Raw genomic sequence first — 18,153 nt, 5'->3', positions numbered from 1 at the left:
GGCTTTCATGTCATTCCGCGGTGATTTTTTTTCATCCAGCACGGTGCCGAGTCAAACAAGGATTCTTCTCAATGACAAGTACTATTTTGCCACATGCCCGGTTTTGGTCAATGTCAACGCATAAACTTTCGCCGCGCCGGCCGCTTTCAAAACGCGCGCGCATTCGTCGAGCGTCGCGCCGGAATCGCAGATGTCGTCGACCAATAAGATGCGCTGGCCTTTCACGCTGGGCGAATGCACCGCAAATGCGCCGGCCACGTTGCGGCGTTTTTGCTCCATCGTTACCATTTCTTTTTGCGGGCGGGTGGCGCGGTTTTTTCGCAATTGAAACGCTGCACGAACGCCGAGCCGTTGTCGCAGCGTTTCCGCGAATAGCGTCACCGGGGCATACGATCTGTCACCTTTTGTGGATGGCACAAAAGCAATTGCATCGATTTCTTGGCAGGGCAGGCGCTCGGCAAGCACCTTCAGTGTTCGTTCCAGTAGCCATTCTATTTGTGCCTTCTCACCTTGATATTTGAAAGCGTGGACACGAGTGCCGACTTCCGTATAGGCATGCTCGCCGCTTTGTATGAAGGTGTGAAAAGCCAGCGCCACCCCGCCATCGAGATCAGGACCGGCGAGTTCGGGCGTTTCCCGGCGCTGTAGATATTCCGCAATGGCCGTCTGCCGCTGCGGCGGAGAATGAGTTGTGTCAGGGATCGGATTGCAATTGTCGCAACGCTCGCAACGATCTTTCTCACTCACCGCCTCGCCAAAATAGCGGCGAATAACCGATTCGCGGCAATCCGGAGTGATGGCATACAAGAGCATCTGCTCCAAGCGGCGCTGCTTTTGCCGTTCCAAATCGTGCATGCCAAGCTGCGTCTCGGTGATCGCCGCAAGCTCGGTAGCGGGCCGCAAATGCTCAACCAGCCAGCAATCTTCCACACCATAGAAATGCAGTTCGCCGCGCCACTGCGCGTCGTAAAGTTGCGCCATCCATTCCACCGGCGCGATTTGATGCGCCCGGCAAAACTCGCGCGTGTCGATCACTTCACCGGCTTTCTGCAGCGAGGCCGCAAGCGCCGGGTCTCTTGTCTCGGCGTCGTGCAGGGTGACTCTCAGTTCGCGGGAAATATGGGGATACTGCCGCAGAAAACCGAGCCGCTGCAAATGACTGAGACCGACCGTGAGCTTGGTGTTGTCCAGGCCGGTTTGCCACTCCAAATCCTTGGGCGCGAGCCAATGGAATTTTCCCACCGCCGGCGTTGCTTCCACTGCGCGCAGGAGTTTCGATAAATCGGTTTTTGACAACAGACTTTCTTTGATGAACCACTCCTGCAAACCGCGATCTTCCTCCCAATAAAGCAGCAGGCATTGCGCCGGCCAGCCATCACGCCCGGCGCGCCCCGCTTCCTGATAGTAGGCTTCGAGGCTGGCCGGCAGCGAGAAATGAACGACAAAGCGAATATCGCGTTTGTCAATGCCGAGGCCGAAGGCGTTCGTGGCCGCCACCACGCGCAGGCCGTTTGCGCTGTCATCGAAGAACCTTTCCTGCACCTGCCGGCGTTCTTCGTCGCGGCGTCCGGCGTGATAGAAATCCGCGGCAATGCCCAAGTTTTGCAGAAACGCAGCCACCTCCTGTGCTTCGCGCTTTCTGGCAGTGTAGACGATGCCCTTGCCGGGAAATCCTTCGAGCAAATCCGCCAGCGCGCGGAATTTGTCGCCGTCCGAATCTACCCGGTGCACGCGAAAATGCAAGTTGGGACGCGCCACACTGCCGACGAATTTTTCCACGGCCTCGAGTCCGAGTTGCTGCAAAATGTCCGCTTCGACTTCGGGCGTGGCGGTTGCCGTGAACAGCGCCACGGCCGGCGGCTGCAAGATGCGCAAGGTGTCTTTCAGTGCGAGATACGACGGACGGAAATCATGGCCCCACTGCGAGACGCAATGCGCTTCGTCAATCACAAACAGGCTCAAGCGGCAGCGCGCCAGCTCCGCGGTAAAAGCGCGGCTGCGCAAGCGCTCCGGCGCGACGTAGAGCAATTTCACGGTACCATTCTTGACGCGCGCCATTTCACGGCGCTGCTCGTTCAGCGCGAGCGAGCTGTTGATGAACGCCACCGGCGTGATGCCGCGGCGCCGCAGTTGGTCGATTTGATCCTTCATCAGCGAAATGAGCGGCGAGACCACCACCGTCAAGCCCTCCTGCATGAGCGCCGGCAGTTGGTAGCACAGCGACTTGCCGTGGCCGGTTGGCAACACCGCCAGCACGGAGCGGCGCTCGAGCAGCGCGGCGATGATGGCCTCCTGCTGCGGCTTGAACTCGGCGTAGCCAAAATGCTGCTGCAAAGCGCCGTGCAATTCCGGCTGTTTCACCGGCGGCGCCGGCGGGTTCTGCAAACGCTGAGTGATGGCGCCCAACAAGTTTTTTAAATCATCATTCATTTGTTTGTAGTGATGCCTTTAGGCATCAAGCGTTGTAGTCTGGAAAGAGCCTGTAGTCACAGTGATTTTCCCCTAATTGAAGCATCGACGCCTGAAGGCGTTACGACGAACTCAAATCGATTCTTTTGGCATTGCCAAACTGCTCGGCAAAGCCGCGGTCATTGGTGAAAAGAATGATTTGCTTTTCCGGCAGCAAGCTTGCAAGATAATCGCGCAAGCGTCCGCGCCGGGTTTCATCGAGATGCACTGTCGGCTCGTCGAGCACCAGAAAGTCCGCGCCCGGCATCAGCCGGGACAGCGCGGTTTTCATGCTGAGATAGAGAATCGTCTTCTCACTGCCGGAAAGCGTTGGCAGCGCCCGCCCGTCGAGGTCCGGCATCAGTTGCGACTTTTCCAAATCGATTTGCTGCGGCTGTGCGCGAAAGAGGCCGAAGCTTTGCAGGCAATCCGCAACTTCGGCATCGGCTTTTTTCAGCGAAATGCCGACCACGGACTGCACCGTGCGCCCAACCGCCTCGGCGGCCCATTCGCTCAGTAAACGTTGCTGGGCGACGATTTCCGCCTGGCGATTCGCCGACAAAATTTCCTGCCGCCGCTGTTCGTGAAGCATGTGCTGGCGCTCCAGCTCTGCAAGCTGGCGGCGATGCGCGTCCAGCTCCTGTTGCAGTTTCTCGCGGCTTTCATCAGCAGGGGAGAGCGGTGCCAGCGCCGCCAATTTGGTCTCCCAGGTTTCCAATTCTTCTTGCGCCGCAGCAATCTCTGCCTCGATCGGTTGCCAGCGGTGCAGACGTTGCTCCAGGTCGATTTGCTTGCCGGCCAGCTCGTCAAACATCCGCACGGTTTCGCGCGCCTTGTGCTCTTTGGCGGCGGCTTGTTCGCGTTCGGCCACAACGGCCTCGCGCTTGGTTTGATAGTCTTCAACCAATCTTGCGATTGCCGCCGGCGCGAGCGGCTGCTGGCAAGTTGGGCAGGTCTCGCGGCCTTGCAAGCCTTGGATCATGCCCAACATTTCCTCAACCTGCCGCAGTTGGCTGGTCAGCGCAATGCGCAACTCGGTACAGCTTTCCATTTCACCTGTTGCGGTTTCGCGCTGCGTCAAGTGCTGTGCGATTTGCCGCAACAGTTCGGCAAGCTCGTCGCGGTGATTGAAGCCGGCGCGCACCGCAGCGAGTTGCTGCTGCGATTGTTCGAGGCGCGTTTGCGTCGCGGCCTTGGCCTGCTCCCACGTCTGGCGCAGGCGATCGTCCGGTCCGGCATCGGGCTTGGTTTCCTGCACCGTTTGCAGGCGCGCTTCCAATTTCGCCACGGCGCTTCTGGCCGCCTGCAATTCTACGGTACGATCAGTCAAACCATCGAGCCGCAGGCTTGCCTGCAAGCCAGCCGCGGTTTTCTCGCGGCGTTTGGCCAGCCGCCGGACTTGAATGAAAAGCTCCTGCGCTTGCAGCAGGGACTCGACGCCGAGCAATTGATTCAGCAAATCACGGCGGCTGGCCGGCGGCTGCGCGAGAAACTCGCCCAGCTCATCTTCGTGCAAGAAACAGCCGGTGCGCCACTGCTGAAAATTGAGCGCAGGCAGCGTTACTGCGCCTTCGACACATTGCTGCCATTTTTCGCCGTCCGCCTGTTCAATCTGCACCTCGCCTTTGGTTGAGCGGTAAATCCGAAATCTGCTCTGCTGATGCTGATAGAACAGGCCGACGGTGCCGCTGGCCGCATTTGTGCTCGCCAGCGCCGGCGGCTTGAGACCGGTGTTCAGCACTCTGCCGGTGAGCGCAAAATACACGGCGCGGGCCAAGGTCGATTTGCCCGAAAAATTTGCGCCATAGAAGAGAATCATTTCGCCGCGCAAATCGAATTCGTGCTTCTCGCGATACCGGCCGACATTCTTGACGACCAATCTTTCGAGCTTCATGCTTTGTCCCCCGTGAGCAATTCGAACAGCAGTGTTTCGGAAATGGAGGGATTTTCCAATGCCATGGCGAACGCGCGGCAAACGCGTTCTTCCTGCTCAGGGGTGAAACGGCGGGCGTACTTCTGCGTTTTGGCGAGGTCGCGCAGTTTTTCGCGGAAGATGACTGTCAGTTCGTTGGGAACCATAACACCCCCTGCATTCGGTTGAGGCTTCCAACAAGCAAGCTCACATCGAAGAGACCGGTCTTGCCGGGCGCAGCCGCAAATCGCCGGCAGAATCGCGCCCTTCTGTCACTTCACCTTCGCTCCGCTGGTGATTTCGCGCTCCGGTGCAATCAGGCTCAATGTTCCGTCCTCGGTCGAGGCCGCGAGGATCATGCCTTGCGATTCCAAGCCGCGAATCTTGGCCGGCTCGAGATTGGCCACGATCACGACCTTCCTGCCAATGAGTGACTCGGGCGCATAATGCTGCGCGATGCCGGCCACGAGCTGGCGCTCCTCCGCGCCGACGCGCACCTTGAGCTTGAGCAGCTTGTCGGCTTTCGGCACGCGCTCCGCGGCCAGCACCTCGGCAACGCGCAACTCGATCTGCCGGAACGTTTCCATGGAAATGAGCGCCGGCGCCTCGGGTTTGCCCGCCGGCGAGACCGTGGTGGTGGTGGCATTGGTTTCGGCGGGTGGGATCATGCGAATCGCCCTTTCCAATTTCTCCTGTTCCGGCGCGATGTCTTTGTCTTCGATCTTCGTGAAAAGAATCTCCGGCGTGCCCAAGCGATGGTGCGCGGGAAACGGCTCGGCCGGCGTTTTCCGCCACACCTGTTCGGTCACTTCGCCGGGCAGGCCGAGCATGCGCCACGCCCGCGCTGCGGAAAACGGCAGGGTCGGGCTCATCAGCACCGCCAGGGCTTTGCACACGTGCAGGCAGACGTGGATGGTGGTGGCGCAGCGGGCGCGATCCTGCTTGAGCGTGCGCCACGGTTCCTCGTCGTTGAAGTATTTGTTCGCCTCGCGGGCAAGATCCATGAGTTCCTTGGTGGCGCGCCGGATCTCGTAGTTCTCATACGCGGCCGCCAGTTTGTCCGGCCAGGTCTGCAGCAAGGCGAGCATGCGGCGGTCGGTTTCCTTCAACTCCTGCGCCGGCGGCACGTGGTTGTTGAAATTGCGCTGCGCAAACGTGAGCGTGCGGTTGATGAAATTGCCGAGGATGTCGGCCAGTTCGCTGTTGTTGCGCGTTTGCAAATCCTTCCAGAAGAAATCGGTGTCCTTGGATTCCGGCATGTTGGCCGCGAGGGTGTAGCGCAGCGGGTCGGGCGGGAATTTTTCGAGATACTCATGCAACAGCACGCCGATGCCGCGGCTCTTGGAAAATTTGTGGCCTTCGAAGTTGAGAAACTCGTTGGCGGGAATGTCCGCCGGCAGCACATAGCCCTCCTGGCCCATCAGCATGGCCGGCCACACGATGGCGTGAAACACGATGTTGTCCTTGCCGATGAAGTGCACGAGCTTGGTGTTGGGATTCAGCCAGTAGTCTTTCCAGGCCTCGGGCCGGCCGGTCTGCCTGGCCCACACCCGGGTCGCCGAAATGTAGCCGATGGGCGCATCGAACCACACGTACAGCACTTTGCCCTCATAGCCGGGATGCGGCACCGGCACGCCCCAGGTGAGATCGCGAGTGATGGCGCGATCTTCCAGGCCTTCTTTCAGCCAGCCGTAGCAGAAGTTGCGCACGTTTTCGCGCCAGTTGGTTTTGGTATCGAGCCAGGCACGCAGCCGGTCTTGAAATTTGCCGAGCGGAATGTAGAAGTGGCGGGTCTCGCGGATTTCCGGCTGCGCGCCGCACACCACGCAGCGCGGCTCGCGGAGCTGCAACTGCTCGATCCACTTGCCGCAATTCTCGCATTGGTCCCCGCGCGCGCCGGGTTTGCCGCAGTGCGGGCAGGTGCCTTCGACGTAGCGGTCGGGCAGGAAGCGCTTGCAGGTGACGCAATAAAATTGGCGTTCGGACTTCTCCACCACCAGGCCCTGCGCGAGCAGCCGCAGGAAGAATTCCTGCGTCTGCTCGGCGTGCACCGGCTCGGTGGTGCGCGAGAACATGTCGAAGCTCATGCCCATGCCGGCCAGCGCGTCGCGAATCAGCGCGTGATAGTAGTCGGCGACGGCCTGCGGCGTCTTGTTCTGCTTTTCCGCGGCAATAGTGATGGCGACGCCGTGCTCATCGGTGCCGCAAATATAGAGCACGTTGCGCTGCTGCAAGCGCTGATAGCGGACGTAGATGTCCGCGGGCAGATAAGCACCCGCCAGATGGCCGAGATGCAGCGGGCCGTTGGCATAGGGCAGCGCACTGGTGACCAGGATGGGTTGGTTGTCGGACACGAGACCTTCTTTCATCGTTTGGAACATATCTCTGCGCGGAATGTCTGTCTGGGGAAATCTCGTAAAGCGCGCGGGGCGCGGCCGGCATTGCCACCCGGCTCGGCGTCTTGGTTGGCCGCCGCGTTCTCACCTCTTTCGCAACGGCTCACGCCTCGCCCATCGTTGCGGTCAAATCTTCGAGATTGCCGTGGGCATGACCGCAGTCGTTTTGGCATTTGTAGACTTTGTCCTGCACCTCGGCCAGCGGCAGCACCTCGTATTCATTGCTCGGATACTTGACGGTAAACGTGTCGCGGAAGATGTCGATCTTGATGATCGTGCCTTTGCCCTTGGCCGTGGTAATCTCCTTGGCCAGCTCGGGGAAGCGGCTGATCGCTTCGTTGTAGAAATCGCGTTCGTACATCAGGCAGCATTTCAGCCGGCCGCAGACGCCTGCCAGCTTGTTGGGATTGAGCGGCAGGTTTTGTTCCTTGGCGGCCTGGGTGGTGATGGGCGCAAATTGATCGATCCACGAGGAGCAGCACAGGCGGCGGCCGCACACGCCAAAGCCATCCAGGCGCTTGGCTTCATCGCGCACGCCGATCTGGCGCAGCTCGATGCGGGTGCGGTACTCCGAGGCCAGATCCTTGACCAGCTCGCGAAAATCGACGCGCTTTTCCGCGGTGAAATAGAAGGTGACTTTGTTGCCGTCGAACTGGTATTCACAGCCCACCAGCTTCATGTCGAGGGAGTGCGTCACAATCTTCTGCCGGCAGGCCTCGAAGGCTTTCTTCTCCAGCATGCGATTGCTCTGGCTGCGCACGAGATCGGCATCCGTCGCCTTGCGCAACACGCGCCGCAACGGCTCGTTGTCGGCGAGCGTGTGGTTTTCGGGCAAGCCGACGAGCTTGACCACGCCGAGATCCTCGCCCTTCTCGGCCTCGACGATCACAAAATCATTCAGCCGAAACGGGAACTGCTCGGGATTCTGATAGTACCCTTTGCGCTGCTCTTTGAATTTGACTTGTATGATACTCTGCACATTACCTCCCCGGGCGTGCCAGTTGATTGATCCGATGCAATAACACCATCAACACCAGCCAGGGCTGCACGTAGCGCTCCAGGCATTCCAGGGCGTATTCCAGCTCCCCGACCACCCCGGCAAAATCGAACTGCGGCAGGTTCTTGACCAGCGCCGCCAGCGCGTCCTGCAGATCGGCATTCACCAAACGCTGGCCCGCGCCGCAGGATTTGACCACGAAAGCATCGCGCACCCACACCAGGCAAAAGCGCAACAACTGTTGCAGCTCCTGGCGATCATGCTCGTTGGTGAGCTGATTGAGAAAATCCATCTGCTCGACCGGCTTGTTGAACTTGAACGCCGTGCGCATGAACTCCACCGCGAGCTGGCGCTTGGGTTCGAGATCGTCTTCGAGCAGGGCCAGCGCCTGGCGCAGGTTGCCGCCCGCCATGGCTGCCACCAGTGGCGCTCTCTCCGCCGCCGCGCCGTGATGGCGCACGAGGAAATCGATCAAATCCTGCTGCGCCACCGGCGGCACGGCAATCGGCTGGCAGCGGGAGATGATGGTCGGCAACAGACCTTCGAGTGCGACGGCGGTCAGCAGAAAGTAGGTGCTGGGCGGCGGCTCTTCCAGTATCTTCAGCAGGGCATTGGCCGATTCGGCTTTGAGCCGGTGGGCTTCGAGCAGCAACACCACGGTGCCGGCACCTTCATAGCTGGTGATGGCGAGCTTGCGTTTGAGCTCGCGAATGTCATCAATCAGGATGAAGGAGTTTTCCCACGGCCGGGCGCGGCACCACGGCTGCGCCGCAAAGCTCTGCAACACTTCGAGAATCTCCTTTTCGGCGGCGCTGCTGGCGCGCGGGAAGATGAAATGCACGTCGGGGTGCGTCATCTCGGCCATGCGCCGGCAGTTGGAACATTGCCCGCAGGCAAGCTCTGCTGCGGCGGGTTCTTCGGCGAACAGCGCGGCGGCCGGCGCAGCGGCTGTTCGTTTCTTGCAGAGGAATCCCTGCGCCAGATACAGCGCCAGAGCTTCCTTGCCCGCGCCTTCCGGGCCATGCAGCAAATAGGCATGGGCGAGGCGCTGATGTTGCCGCGCGCGGCGCAAGACCTCGGCGGCATGCGAGGCTTTGAGAATGGGAATATCCGCGAGATGCAAGGGATGTTCGGTATTCACTGCAGCCACTCTTCCGGATTCAGATCCTGCGAGCGCGCTTCTTTGGTCCGCTGCCAGATCTGAAAATGCAGCGTCGCCTGCTGGCCGGCCGGCGCCTCGGCGACGTTGCCTATGAGCTGGCCGGCGGCAACATTCTCGTGGAGATTGACGAAGATTTCCGCCAGGCGCGTGTACACGGTGTAGTAGCCGTCGGCGTGATTGATGATGAGCAGATTGCCGTAGCCGCGCTGCCAGGTGATGGTCGTGACTCTGCCCGCCGCCACGCAGCGCACGCTGGTGCCGGCCACTGCTGCGATGTCGATGCCCAGGTTGGTCGTGATCGTTTTCAAGACGGGATGGCGATAGCTGCCGTAGTGGCCGACGATCTCACCGCTCACCGGCCACGGCAGGCGGCCGCGGCGTCCGGTAAAGGGTTCGGCCGGCAGGCGCAGGGCCGGAGTCATGCTTTCGGCCTTGCTTTCGCCGGTGCTGGGCGCCGGCGGTGCTGCCTGCTGCTGTTGCTGTTCCTGCAACGCCGCCTCGGCCGCCGCGATCAACCTGGCGATGCGCTCGGCGGCTTGCTGCTGCTCGCTGAGCTGCATTTGGTGGAACGATTTGTCCTTGCGCAGCTTTTTCAGCAACTCTTCCCGCTGCTGTTTGCGCTGCCGCAGGGTCTGTTCCTCCCGCAGTTTTTCTGCCAGCATCTTTTCATGCGCGGCCAGCTCGCCGGCCAGCTTTTCATTTTGCGCCTGAATGCGTTCCTGCTTGCTTTTCATCCCCGCCAGCAGTCGGCGGTCATTGGCGAGCAGCCGGCGTTGATATTCCGCCCATAGCAAAACCTGGTTCAGCGAGCGGGAGGAGAGCAGCATCTCGAGATCTTTCAGCCGGCCATATTTGTAAAAGAACACCGCACGCCGCGCGCCCATGGTCTGCAAACGTTGCAGCTCGGCTGCGGCTTCGCGCAGGCCCGCAACCGTCGCGCTCGCTTCCTGGCGCTTGACGATTTCCTGCCGGCGCAGGCGGCCGACCAGGCGATTCATGAGATCGATCTGCTCCTCCAGGGCGCGCAGCCGTTCGAGTTCGGACGACTCGCTTTGCGCGAGCCCGCTGATCTTCTGTTGTAGTTGCGCGATGTTCCGCCGCAACTCCTCGAGTTGTTGCTGGCTTTCCTGCGGAAACACGAGCTGAGGGATGAACACGAACAACGCGGCGAGTGGCCACCGCGCCGCTCTCTGGCGCTGGCAAAACATGGCGCGAAAGTAAAGTATTCACCCAAGAAAATCAACTGGAAATTCCCCATGGCAACCACGGCCTGCGCCGAGCGCAGCGGAAAAGAGCTTGACTCGCGCAGGCAGCTTCTCTATATTGCGCTGCAAAAATCACCGTGCGGCGCGCGGCCACGCGCACGCCGGCAATGCAACAGTTCTGTCATAATTCCGCATCTTCTCACACCCATCGATTGCACGAATCCCATGAATCGCGAAAATGGCGTTCCCCGCGCGGCGGCAAAAAGTCCGCTGTGGGGGAACATCTTCCGGCGCCGAAGCAACACCGCCGAGGATATTCTGAGCACGCTGCGGCAGGTACCCTTGTTCAGCAACATGACCGACGGCGAGCTGCGCGAGTTCGAAAAGCTCATCCATCAACGGCAATTCAAAGCCGGCGAAACCATCTTTTGGGAGGGCGAACCCGGGGTGGGCATGTACATCATTCAGCACGGCGCGGTCGCCATCTGCAAGCACAACCGCAATGACGTGCGTGAAACGCTGGTGCTCCTGCACGACGGCGAGTTCTTCGGCGAGTTGGCGCTGCTCGATGAAAGCCCGCGCTCGGCTTCGGCGATCGCCGAACAAAACTCCCAAATCATCGGCTTGTTCCGGCCCGATCTCTTTGGCCTGCTGGAACGCAAGCCGCGGCTGGGCAACAAATTCCTCTTCCAACTGGCGCTCATTATCGGCGAACGGCTCAAGCAGACCAATACGGAAATTCAAAATCTGCGCGCCCAGCTCGACCGCACGGACGTTGTCTTATGATGTCCGTGAAGACTGCCGGCAAGCCCCCGCGGGAATCCCGCTTTCGGCCGCTGCGTTCCTCGCTCACCGCTGAGCCGCCGGTGCTCACCGGCCTGCCCGCGGCGGACACCAAAATCGTCCTGGTGCTGGATCGCAAACTGCTGCGCCGCGCCGCGCGCGGCGTGCTCTTGCTGGCCGTGCTGGCAGCGCTGGTCTGGCTGCTGCCGCGCATCACGCCCGTGCTCAGCATGCTGGCGACCGCCCTGCTGCTCACCACCGTGCTCGATCCCCTCGTCACCTTTCTGGAGAATCGTGACATTCCGCGCGCCACGGCCGTGACGTTCGTGCTCGTGTTGTCGCTGCTGGTCGGCCTCATTCTCATTCGCCTGCTCGTGCCGGTCATCAGCCAGGAGGTGCAATCGCTTTCCACCGCGATGGACGCTTCCGCGCTCGATCAAATCATCGCCCGCCTCCGGGGCGAACTGGCCGAAAAGATCCCGCTGTTGCGTCTGGAAGCCGTAGATCAAAAAATCACCGCCCAACTGCAGAGCCTGGTCGCCGGCTTCATGCAGAACGCGTTCGATTTCATGCTCGGCCTGCTCTCCGCCGCGCCGAATGCCGTGTTGATCGCCTTCATGGTGTTCTTTCTGCTCAAAGACGGCCGCCCGCTCAAGAAGGCATTGATTGCGGGCGTGCCCAATCGCTATTTCGAAATGGCGCTGCTCATCACCCACAAGATGACGGAACAGCTCAGCCGCTATTTGCAGGGCCAGTTGATCGTGGCGGCGGCGGTGGCCGGGCTTTCGGTGCTGGCGCTCTACCTGCTGCATGTGCCCTACTTCTTCTTCATCGGCGTGCTGGCCGGCCTTGCCAACGTCATTCCTTATTTCGGCCCGATTGTCGGCGCGGTGCCGGCCATCATCATCGCGCTGGTGCACACCGGCTCGCTCAATCTCGTGCTGGCCATCGTCATTGCTTTTGCCGCGATTCAGTTAATCGAAAACATCTTCATTTCACCCTACGTCACCGCCCGCAGCGTGGAACTGCATCCGCTGGCGATCATCGTGGTCATCCTCATCGGCGGCAGCTTGCTGGGCATGTGGGGCATGTTGCTGGCCGTGCCGGTGGCGAGCATCATCAAAGTCACGGCCGAGCTGGTGCTCTGGGGCGTCAAGAACTACCGTTTGAGTGACTGAGCCGGTTGCGCTTCGGCGTGATCGGCCTTTCCAGGTCGGCCATTGTGCCTTGCAAAGAGTTCATGCCTTCAGCCGCACAAAACTGCGCAATCGTCAAACGCAACCGCTTTGCTCTCCGGCAGCCGGGCAATGCCGGGCGCCGGCGGCGGAATTGGGCCGTGCTCGGTGCCGCGCTGGTGGGCCTCACCTGCGCCAAAACCGGCTCACCGCCGGGCGGCCCGGTGGATGACATTCCCCCAAAAATCTTGAGCACTTCGCCGGCACGCGATGCCACCGGCGTCGCGCGTGATACCCAACTCTCCTTCACCTTCAGCGAGAAGGTCAATCGCAAGAGTTTTGAAGAGTCGCTTTTCATTACCCCCAGCTTGGGCGGCGAGTTGGAGGAAGAAGCTGAGTTGAAATTCGACTGGCAGGGCAGAACGGTTCACATTCGCTTTCCGGATTCGTTGCGGGCGCGCCGCACGTATGTCGTCAATCTCGGCACCGATGTGCGCGACTTGCGCGGCGTGCGGCTGCTGGAAGCTTTTGCGCTCGCCTTCACCACCGGCGATACCCTCGATCGCGGCGAAATCCGCGGCCGCATTTGGGGAGAAAAGGCCGCCGGCGTGTTGATCATGGCCTACATTCTCGAAAACGGCCGCGCGCCTGATCCCGCCAAACAGCGGGCGGACTACTACACCCAGGTGGGCGAGAACAACACTTTCACGCTGTCCTACCTCGCGCCCGGTCGCTATCGCGTCTTCGCGCTGAGCGACCGCAACGCCGATCGCCTCTACACGCGCGGAGAAGAAGCCATCGGTGTGCCGGCGCTGGATGTGACGATCACACGGGAGGATCAAACCGCGCCGAGTCTGAGCTTCTCTCTGGCTGCCGAGGATACGCTCGCGCCTGCGCTCGCCGCGGTGAGTCCGCTTTCTGCCAATCAACTGGAATGGCGTTTCGACGAGGCGGTGATGCCCCTACATGGGGACTGGCGGGCACGGCTGCGGGTGACGGCCAAAGAATCGCAAACTCCGCTCGCGCTGCTGGCGGCCTTCCCACATCCGCTCAATCGCAATCAAGTGCTGGCGCTCAGCGCGCCGCTGCAGGCCGTGGCCTATCTCGCGGCCGCGGATTCGCTGTTTGATGAGGCCGGCAATTGCATTGATTCCGCCCGCAGCCAAATCGAATTCGAAGGCCTCACCCAGCCGGATACGCTACGGCCGCGCCTGATCAAAATCTCGATTGCCGACAGCAGCCGCGATCTCCCGCTCGACCTGCCCATTGAGTTGGTTTTCTCGGAGATCATGCGCCGTGACAGTTTGGCGCGGGCGCTCCTGGTGCGTGATTCCAGTGGCGCGGCGGTGAGCGGTAACGCGGGGTGGGTGAATCCGCTGCAATACCGTTTTGCGCCGGCAGCAGGCTGGCAGAGCCGGGCGCGCTATGAATTCGTGATTGCGGCTGACTCTTTGTTTGACTGGAATGGCAATGCTCTGCTCGACACCACCGGCCGCGTCACGTTCTGGACGCTCAATGCCGACACGCTGGCTTCCATCAGCGGCGCGCTCAGCGATGCGCGGGACTCCACGGCCGGCGACATGCACCTGCAGGCCAAACAGCTTGGCGGTAAAATCGAATACCACGTCCTCGCGCGGGCGCCGGGAAACTATACTTTTCCGGCAGTCTTGCCCGGCCTGTATCAACTCAGCGGCTTTCGCGACGGCAATCGCAACGGCCGCTTCGATGCCGGCACGGCATTTCCCTTTGTTCCGGCAGAACGCGCGCACGTCTGGCCGGATACGGTGAAAGTGCGCTCGCGCTGGCCCAATGAGGGCAACGATTTGGTATTGCCTTAGCGAGGTGGCAAACACAAGCAGTGAGGGACTCGTGCCGGATATTCAAGTCAATCTCCGCCTGGAAGACAAGCTCGCGATCATCGACTTCACCGGCGACGTCACCAGTCTGGCCGAACGGAAGATCGTGGCGGCTTATGAACGTGCGATCACGCAGAAGCTGCGCTGCCTGCTGTTGAATTTCAGCGAGGTCGGTTACATCAATTCCGCGGGCATGTCGATCATCATCACCCTGCTGGGCCGTGCCCAGCAGCAGCAGCTCGCGCTCAAGGCGTTTGGCCTGTCGCCGCATTTCCAAAAGATTTTTGAAATGGTCGGGTTGCGGAAATACATTCCGCATTTCGACAGTGAGGCGGAAGCGCGGGCAAGCTGCGCCGAAAACGGCCCCGGCCGCTGAGCGCGCGGAGTTTCCATGTCATGAGCTCGTATCAACTTCGTCAAATGCAAAGCGCCGATCTGCCGGCGGTGAATCGCGTGCTTTCCAAATCATTCACCGCGGCGCGCATGGAGGAGGGTTACCGCCGGCCTTATGTGCCGCTGGTGCATCTTTCTTTCTTGGAGATGTATCGCTCCTCGCTGCCCGCCGCCTGTCTGGTGATGGAACACAAGCACAATCTCATCGGCTACGCCTTTGCTCATCTCTGGGGCGGCGTGGGCTGGATCGGGCCGGTGAGCCTGCTGCCCGAATATCAGGGCAAACATCTTGGCCGCGAGATCATGCAGGCGGTGATCCAGGCGTTGCTGCAAGCGGGCGCGCAAGTGATCGGGCTGGAGACCGAGCCGCGCAGCAGCCGCAACATCGGGTTCTACTCCAATCTCGGATTCTTGCCGACTCAGCTCTCGCTCGATATGGTGCGTCATGTGCCGCCGGTGCGCACCGACGCGCATCCGCCGGCGCGCGAAGTTTTCTTTCACAGCCAGCTCGGCGCAGCAGAGGCGGCGCGCGCCGTGACGGAGGCGGAGGCGCTGGCAGCCGCGCTCGATCCCTGTCTGCGCCTCCGGCATGAAATTGGCTTGATTCACCAGTTTGGCTACGGCGATACGCTCTACGTGCGCCGCGAGGGCGCACTCGCCGCCTGCGTGGTGGCCCACACCGAAACCTACTCACCGGAAGAGACCGCCCGCCATTTGCGCATCGTCATGCTGCTGGTGCATCCGCAGCACACGGCCCTGCTGGCGGAAGTGCCGGCACTGTTGCTGACGTGGGCGGAACAGAAGCAGAACACCTGCGTCACCGTACGCACGCCCACGCGGTACGCGCACGCCTATCGCATGCTGTTGGAAGCCGGTTTTCGCATTGCGCACGCCGAACTGCGCATGACGCTGGCCGGCTATCACGAACAGGCTGACCCCGGCCACTGCAATTTGATGAAATGGGAATAAGCCGCGGCCGGTGCGCCGTGGCGTTTTCTTTCCGCAAGCAGACCTTTCATGATCATCGCCAATAATCTCGCGGTGGAATATCCTGCGGCCGCCGGCAGGCGGCGCGTGCTGTCGCATCTCTCGCTGACGCTGGCCGAGGGCGAGTTCGTGGCGCTCATGGGCGCCAATGGCTCGGGCAAGACTTCCCTGGCGCGCTGCTTGAACGGCATCGTGTCGCCTTCCGCCGGCGAAGTTCTGGTCGATGGTTTGGACACGCGCGACCCGCATGATCTGCGCGAGATCCGCCGCCGCGTGGGGCTGGTTTTCCAGCATCCGGATAATCAAATGGTGGCGCCAACGGTGGAGCGGGAGCTGGCTTTTGGGTTGGAGAATTTGGGCCTGCCGCGGCCGGAGATGCAACGCCGCGTCGCGGCCATGCTGGAGCTGTTCGAGCTAACCCGCTATCGCGAGCGGGCGCCGCATCAACTCTCCGGCGGGGAAAAACAGCGGGTGGCGCTCGCCAGCGTCATGGCGATGCAGCCGCGGCATTTGATCTTCGACGAACCGACTTCGCTCTTGGACTATCCCGCGCGTCTCGGTTTTTTCAACACGCTCGCCCGCCTGCGCCGGCCGGAAGCGGGCGGCACGCCGCTCGCAATCTTGCACATCACGCAATTTGCCGAAGAAGCCCTGTTTGCCGACCGTCTACTGATTTTGCATCGTGGTGAAATCGTGCTGGCGGGCGTGCCGGGCGAGCTGCTCGCGCGCGTTGAGGAATTGGCGGCCTTCGGCCTGCGCGCGCCGGTGGAATTCCGCGCGTTCGATCACCTGCGCCAGAACGGCCATGCGCCCCTGGCGCTCGCGGAAATGATGCTTTCTCCGATACTCTGATCCGGTGAGAGGCCGGCAGCAGGTTCTCGCTTGCGGCTCGAGCGGCATGATCTGAGGTTGTCGCGCCAGGTTTGAACTTGCCCTCGGTTGCAGGCTGGGAGCCAATGTCACCAACTTTTCGGCGAGGCTCTTGCCACGGCTACGCCGCGGAATGAAGCCGGTGGATCCGCGTCGTACAAACGATCACAAAACCTCGGCTCAGCCAAAGTTGGAACGGACTCTCCCTCAAGAGGGAGTGACATTGCGCTGGGAGTCTACGCTGCGCGTGCCGGCAGATCAAAATCTCCAGCCCACCTCTCCGAATCCCCGCACGAATCGCATCGTGTCGCCGTGATAGCGTTCGACCGTCGCGCTCAGGAAGAAGGCGCGGTTGAAATGTGCATCCAACCGCAAACGTTCCCAGGGATTGTTCTGGGTGCTGGCGGGACTGCTCATGCGATACGAATAGATTCCCCCGCCCAAGCTCACATACAGCATCGCCAGCATGCGGCGCGAAATCTCGAGGCCGGGATAGTAGCCGCGCGCCAGCGCATTTCCAAAATAAGAAAAGCGGGCGTTCAGGCTGAGGCCGCTGCTCCACAACTCCGCGGCACTGGCAGTGCAGCCGAAGGAATAGACTGCCGGTGCATTGCCTTGGCCCTGCCAGCCGCCATCGATCGCAATGCGATACAGCGCTGCCGGTTGATAGGACAATTGGCCGCGCCAGCCCTGGCGCAGGCTCGCATCGAACAAGCTGTCCGCGAGTGTGCGCGTCTCCCAGGTGCGGAGCAAGCGCCGCGCATCATACGACAAGCCCAGCGCGAGTTTCTCCTGCGGATAACAAGTGAGATTGAAATAGGCATTGCTGAGCGCCAGCGTGCCGCGGTTGGCATTGCGCCAGGCGCGATTGCAGTCGATCTCGGCATACTGCGTGAGATAAAACCGGCGTGACCAGTTGAGGTCGGTCTGCGCAGCGAGAAACTCCCGGCTGACCTCGCCGCCACGGTACTGGCCGACGCCGGTGACCGCCACCGTGAGTTCACCGGCCTTGCGCACGGGCATTTTCATCTGCGCAAAACCGCCGAATTTTTTCCCGTCAGCGCGCACGGTGTAGCCGGAGAGATCCGGCTCGAAACCGGCAAACAGGCCGGCTTTCCAGCGCGATCCAAGGCGAGAACCGATTGCCATGCCGTCGAGGTAGCCCACGCCGCGCAGATCATGCCGCAACATGCGGCCAACGGCAAACTCAACCGGTGTGGCAGTTCCCTGCCATTCGAAGGCCAGCTCATAAACCCGATGCGCCACCGGCTGGGTTTGCCAGCCGCCGATTCCGGCCTGCCGGGACCTGCGCACCGTTCGCGTGCGCGCCAGCAAACGCAACGGCAGGCCGCCGAGGCGTTCGGCATGCAAGCGCAGATAGGCGGAGGACTCCTGGAAATCGAACGGCTGCGGGCCCTGGTCGCGTTGCCCGTAGGATTGCAAACTGAGCTGACCGGAGAAGTCGTTGTTGGAGACCCCCCGCCGGCCCGCGTATCTTTTCGGCGCCGGAGCAGTGGCGCGGCGGATCGGCGCTGCGGCTGCGGGCTTGCGTTCCGGTTCCGTTGCCGGCGGGAGGCGTTTCAAATACTCGGCAAGCGGAATGACCCACAAGATCGTGTCGTCGATTTTCACGGTCGGGCTGTTGCCGGCCGGCGCACTGTTTTCCAGGAGGCAACTGGCGCTGTGTTCGGCAACATATTTCACGATCAACGGCAGCAGGCGCTCGCCGTTGCGCATCACCCAGACTTTGTCACCGGCGGCCACGCCCAACACGCTGCCGCCGTTGAAGTAAACCGCCTCCAGCGTCACATGCCGCACGCGAAACTCCCGGCGCGCCTCGTTGCCGTTTGCCGCCGCGCCGGGCATGCTGCTTTGCGCCTGCGCCCAACCGCCGCACAACATCCACAGCAATGCCAGCGCGAGGCGACCATGCCTGCCGCTTGTGATCATCACTGCCCTCTCTCTTTCG

General features: G+C 61.4%; 14 protein-coding genes. 6 read left to right on the top strand and 8 right to left on the bottom strand.

The genetic code is table 11. The annotated features are described in order from the left end of the window. Window positions 1-81 precede the first annotated feature (81 nt). From L6R21_11130 to L6R21_11100, 7 genes are all read right to left on the bottom strand, one after another. Window positions 82-2,430, bottom strand: coding sequence for a RecQ family ATP-dependent DNA helicase (locus tag L6R21_11130; protein MCK6559738.1), 2,349 nt, complete (start codon window positions 2,428-2,430; stop codon window positions 82-84). Between the two features lie 100 nt (window positions 2,431-2,530). Next, window positions 2,531-4,342 (bottom strand): AAA family ATPase, encoded by a 1,812-nt coding sequence (locus tag L6R21_11125; protein MCK6559737.1) that lies wholly within the window; start codon window positions 4,340-4,342, stop codon window positions 2,531-2,533. Further along, window positions 4,339-4,527, bottom strand: coding sequence for a hypothetical protein (locus L6R21_11120; protein MCK6559736.1), 189 nt, complete (start codon window positions 4,525-4,527; stop codon window positions 4,339-4,341). The genes L6R21_11125 and L6R21_11120 overlap by 4 nt, the downstream gene beginning before the upstream one ends. Before the next feature lie 105 nt (window positions 4,528-4,632). Further along, a complete protein-coding gene (metG, locus tag L6R21_11115; GenBank protein MCK6559735.1) occupies window positions 4,633-6,729 on the bottom strand; it encodes a methionine--tRNA ligase in 2,097 nt (698 codons plus the stop codon). A gap of 130 nt (window positions 6,730-6,859) precedes the next feature. Next, complete coding sequence (locus tag L6R21_11110) at window positions 6,860-7,735, bottom strand: stage 0 sporulation family protein (GenBank protein ID MCK6559734.1); 876 nt, start codon at window positions 7,733-7,735, stop codon at window positions 6,860-6,862. Window position 7,736: 1 nt separating this feature from the next. After that, window positions 7,737-8,894, bottom strand: coding sequence for a DNA polymerase III subunit delta' (holB, locus tag L6R21_11105; protein ID MCK6559733.1), 1,158 nt, complete (start codon window positions 8,892-8,894; stop codon window positions 7,737-7,739). Then, a complete protein-coding gene (locus L6R21_11100; GenBank protein ID MCK6559732.1) occupies window positions 8,891-10,072 on the bottom strand; it encodes a peptidoglycan DD-metalloendopeptidase family protein in 1,182 nt (393 codons plus the stop codon). The genes holB and L6R21_11100 overlap by 4 nt, the downstream gene beginning before the upstream one ends. A 273-nt stretch (window positions 10,073-10,345) precedes the next feature. On the opposite strand from L6R21_11100, the gene L6R21_11095 reads away from it, so the two are divergent. The 6 genes from L6R21_11095 (at window position 10,346) to L6R21_11070 (ending at window position 16,166) form a co-directional block, all read left to right on the top strand. Then, complete coding sequence (locus tag L6R21_11095) at window positions 10,346-10,906, top strand: cyclic nucleotide-binding domain-containing protein (protein ID MCK6559731.1); 561 nt, start codon at window positions 10,346-10,348, stop codon at window positions 10,904-10,906. Next, the gene (locus tag L6R21_11090) at window positions 10,903-12,081 is read left to right on the top strand and encodes an AI-2E family transporter (protein ID MCK6559730.1); all 1,179 of its coding nucleotides are present in this window, start codon (window positions 10,903-10,905) and stop codon (window positions 12,079-12,081) included. The genes L6R21_11095 and L6R21_11090 overlap by 4 nt, the downstream gene beginning before the upstream one ends. A 62-nt stretch (window positions 12,082-12,143) precedes the next feature. Further along, the gene (locus L6R21_11085; GenBank protein MCK6559729.1) at window positions 12,144-13,916 is read left to right on the top strand and encodes an Ig-like domain-containing protein; all 1,773 of its coding nucleotides are present in this window, start codon (window positions 12,144-12,146) and stop codon (window positions 13,914-13,916) included. Window positions 13,917-13,947: 31 nt separating this feature from the next. Next, window positions 13,948-14,310, top strand: a complete 363-nt coding sequence (locus tag L6R21_11080) for an STAS domain-containing protein (protein ID MCK6559728.1) — start codon at window positions 13,948-13,950, stop codon at window positions 14,308-14,310. A 20-nt stretch (window positions 14,311-14,330) separates the two neighbouring features. Continuing rightward, the gene (locus L6R21_11075; GenBank protein ID MCK6559727.1) at window positions 14,331-15,296 is read left to right on the top strand and encodes a GNAT family N-acetyltransferase; all 966 of its coding nucleotides are present in this window, start codon (window positions 14,331-14,333) and stop codon (window positions 15,294-15,296) included. A 48-nt stretch (window positions 15,297-15,344) separates the two neighbouring features. After that, entirely contained in the window at window positions 15,345-16,166 is an 822-nt protein-coding gene (locus tag L6R21_11070) for an ATP-binding cassette domain-containing protein (GenBank protein MCK6559726.1), read from the top strand. Window positions 16,167-16,442: 276 nt separating this feature from the next. Here L6R21_11070 and L6R21_11065 read toward each other — a convergent pair whose 3' ends face one another. Then, window positions 16,443-18,137, bottom strand: coding sequence for a hypothetical protein (locus tag L6R21_11065; protein ID MCK6559725.1), 1,695 nt, complete (start codon window positions 18,135-18,137; stop codon window positions 16,443-16,445). Between the last annotated feature and the right edge of the window lie 16 nt (window positions 18,138-18,153).

It is taken from the genome of bacterium (genome assembly GCA_023150945.1).
Taxonomy (GTDB): Bacteria; Zhuqueibacterota; Zhuqueibacteria; order Zhuqueibacterales; family Zhuqueibacteraceae; genus Coneutiohabitans.
This window is presented reverse-complemented; position numbering and strand designations above follow the sequence as displayed.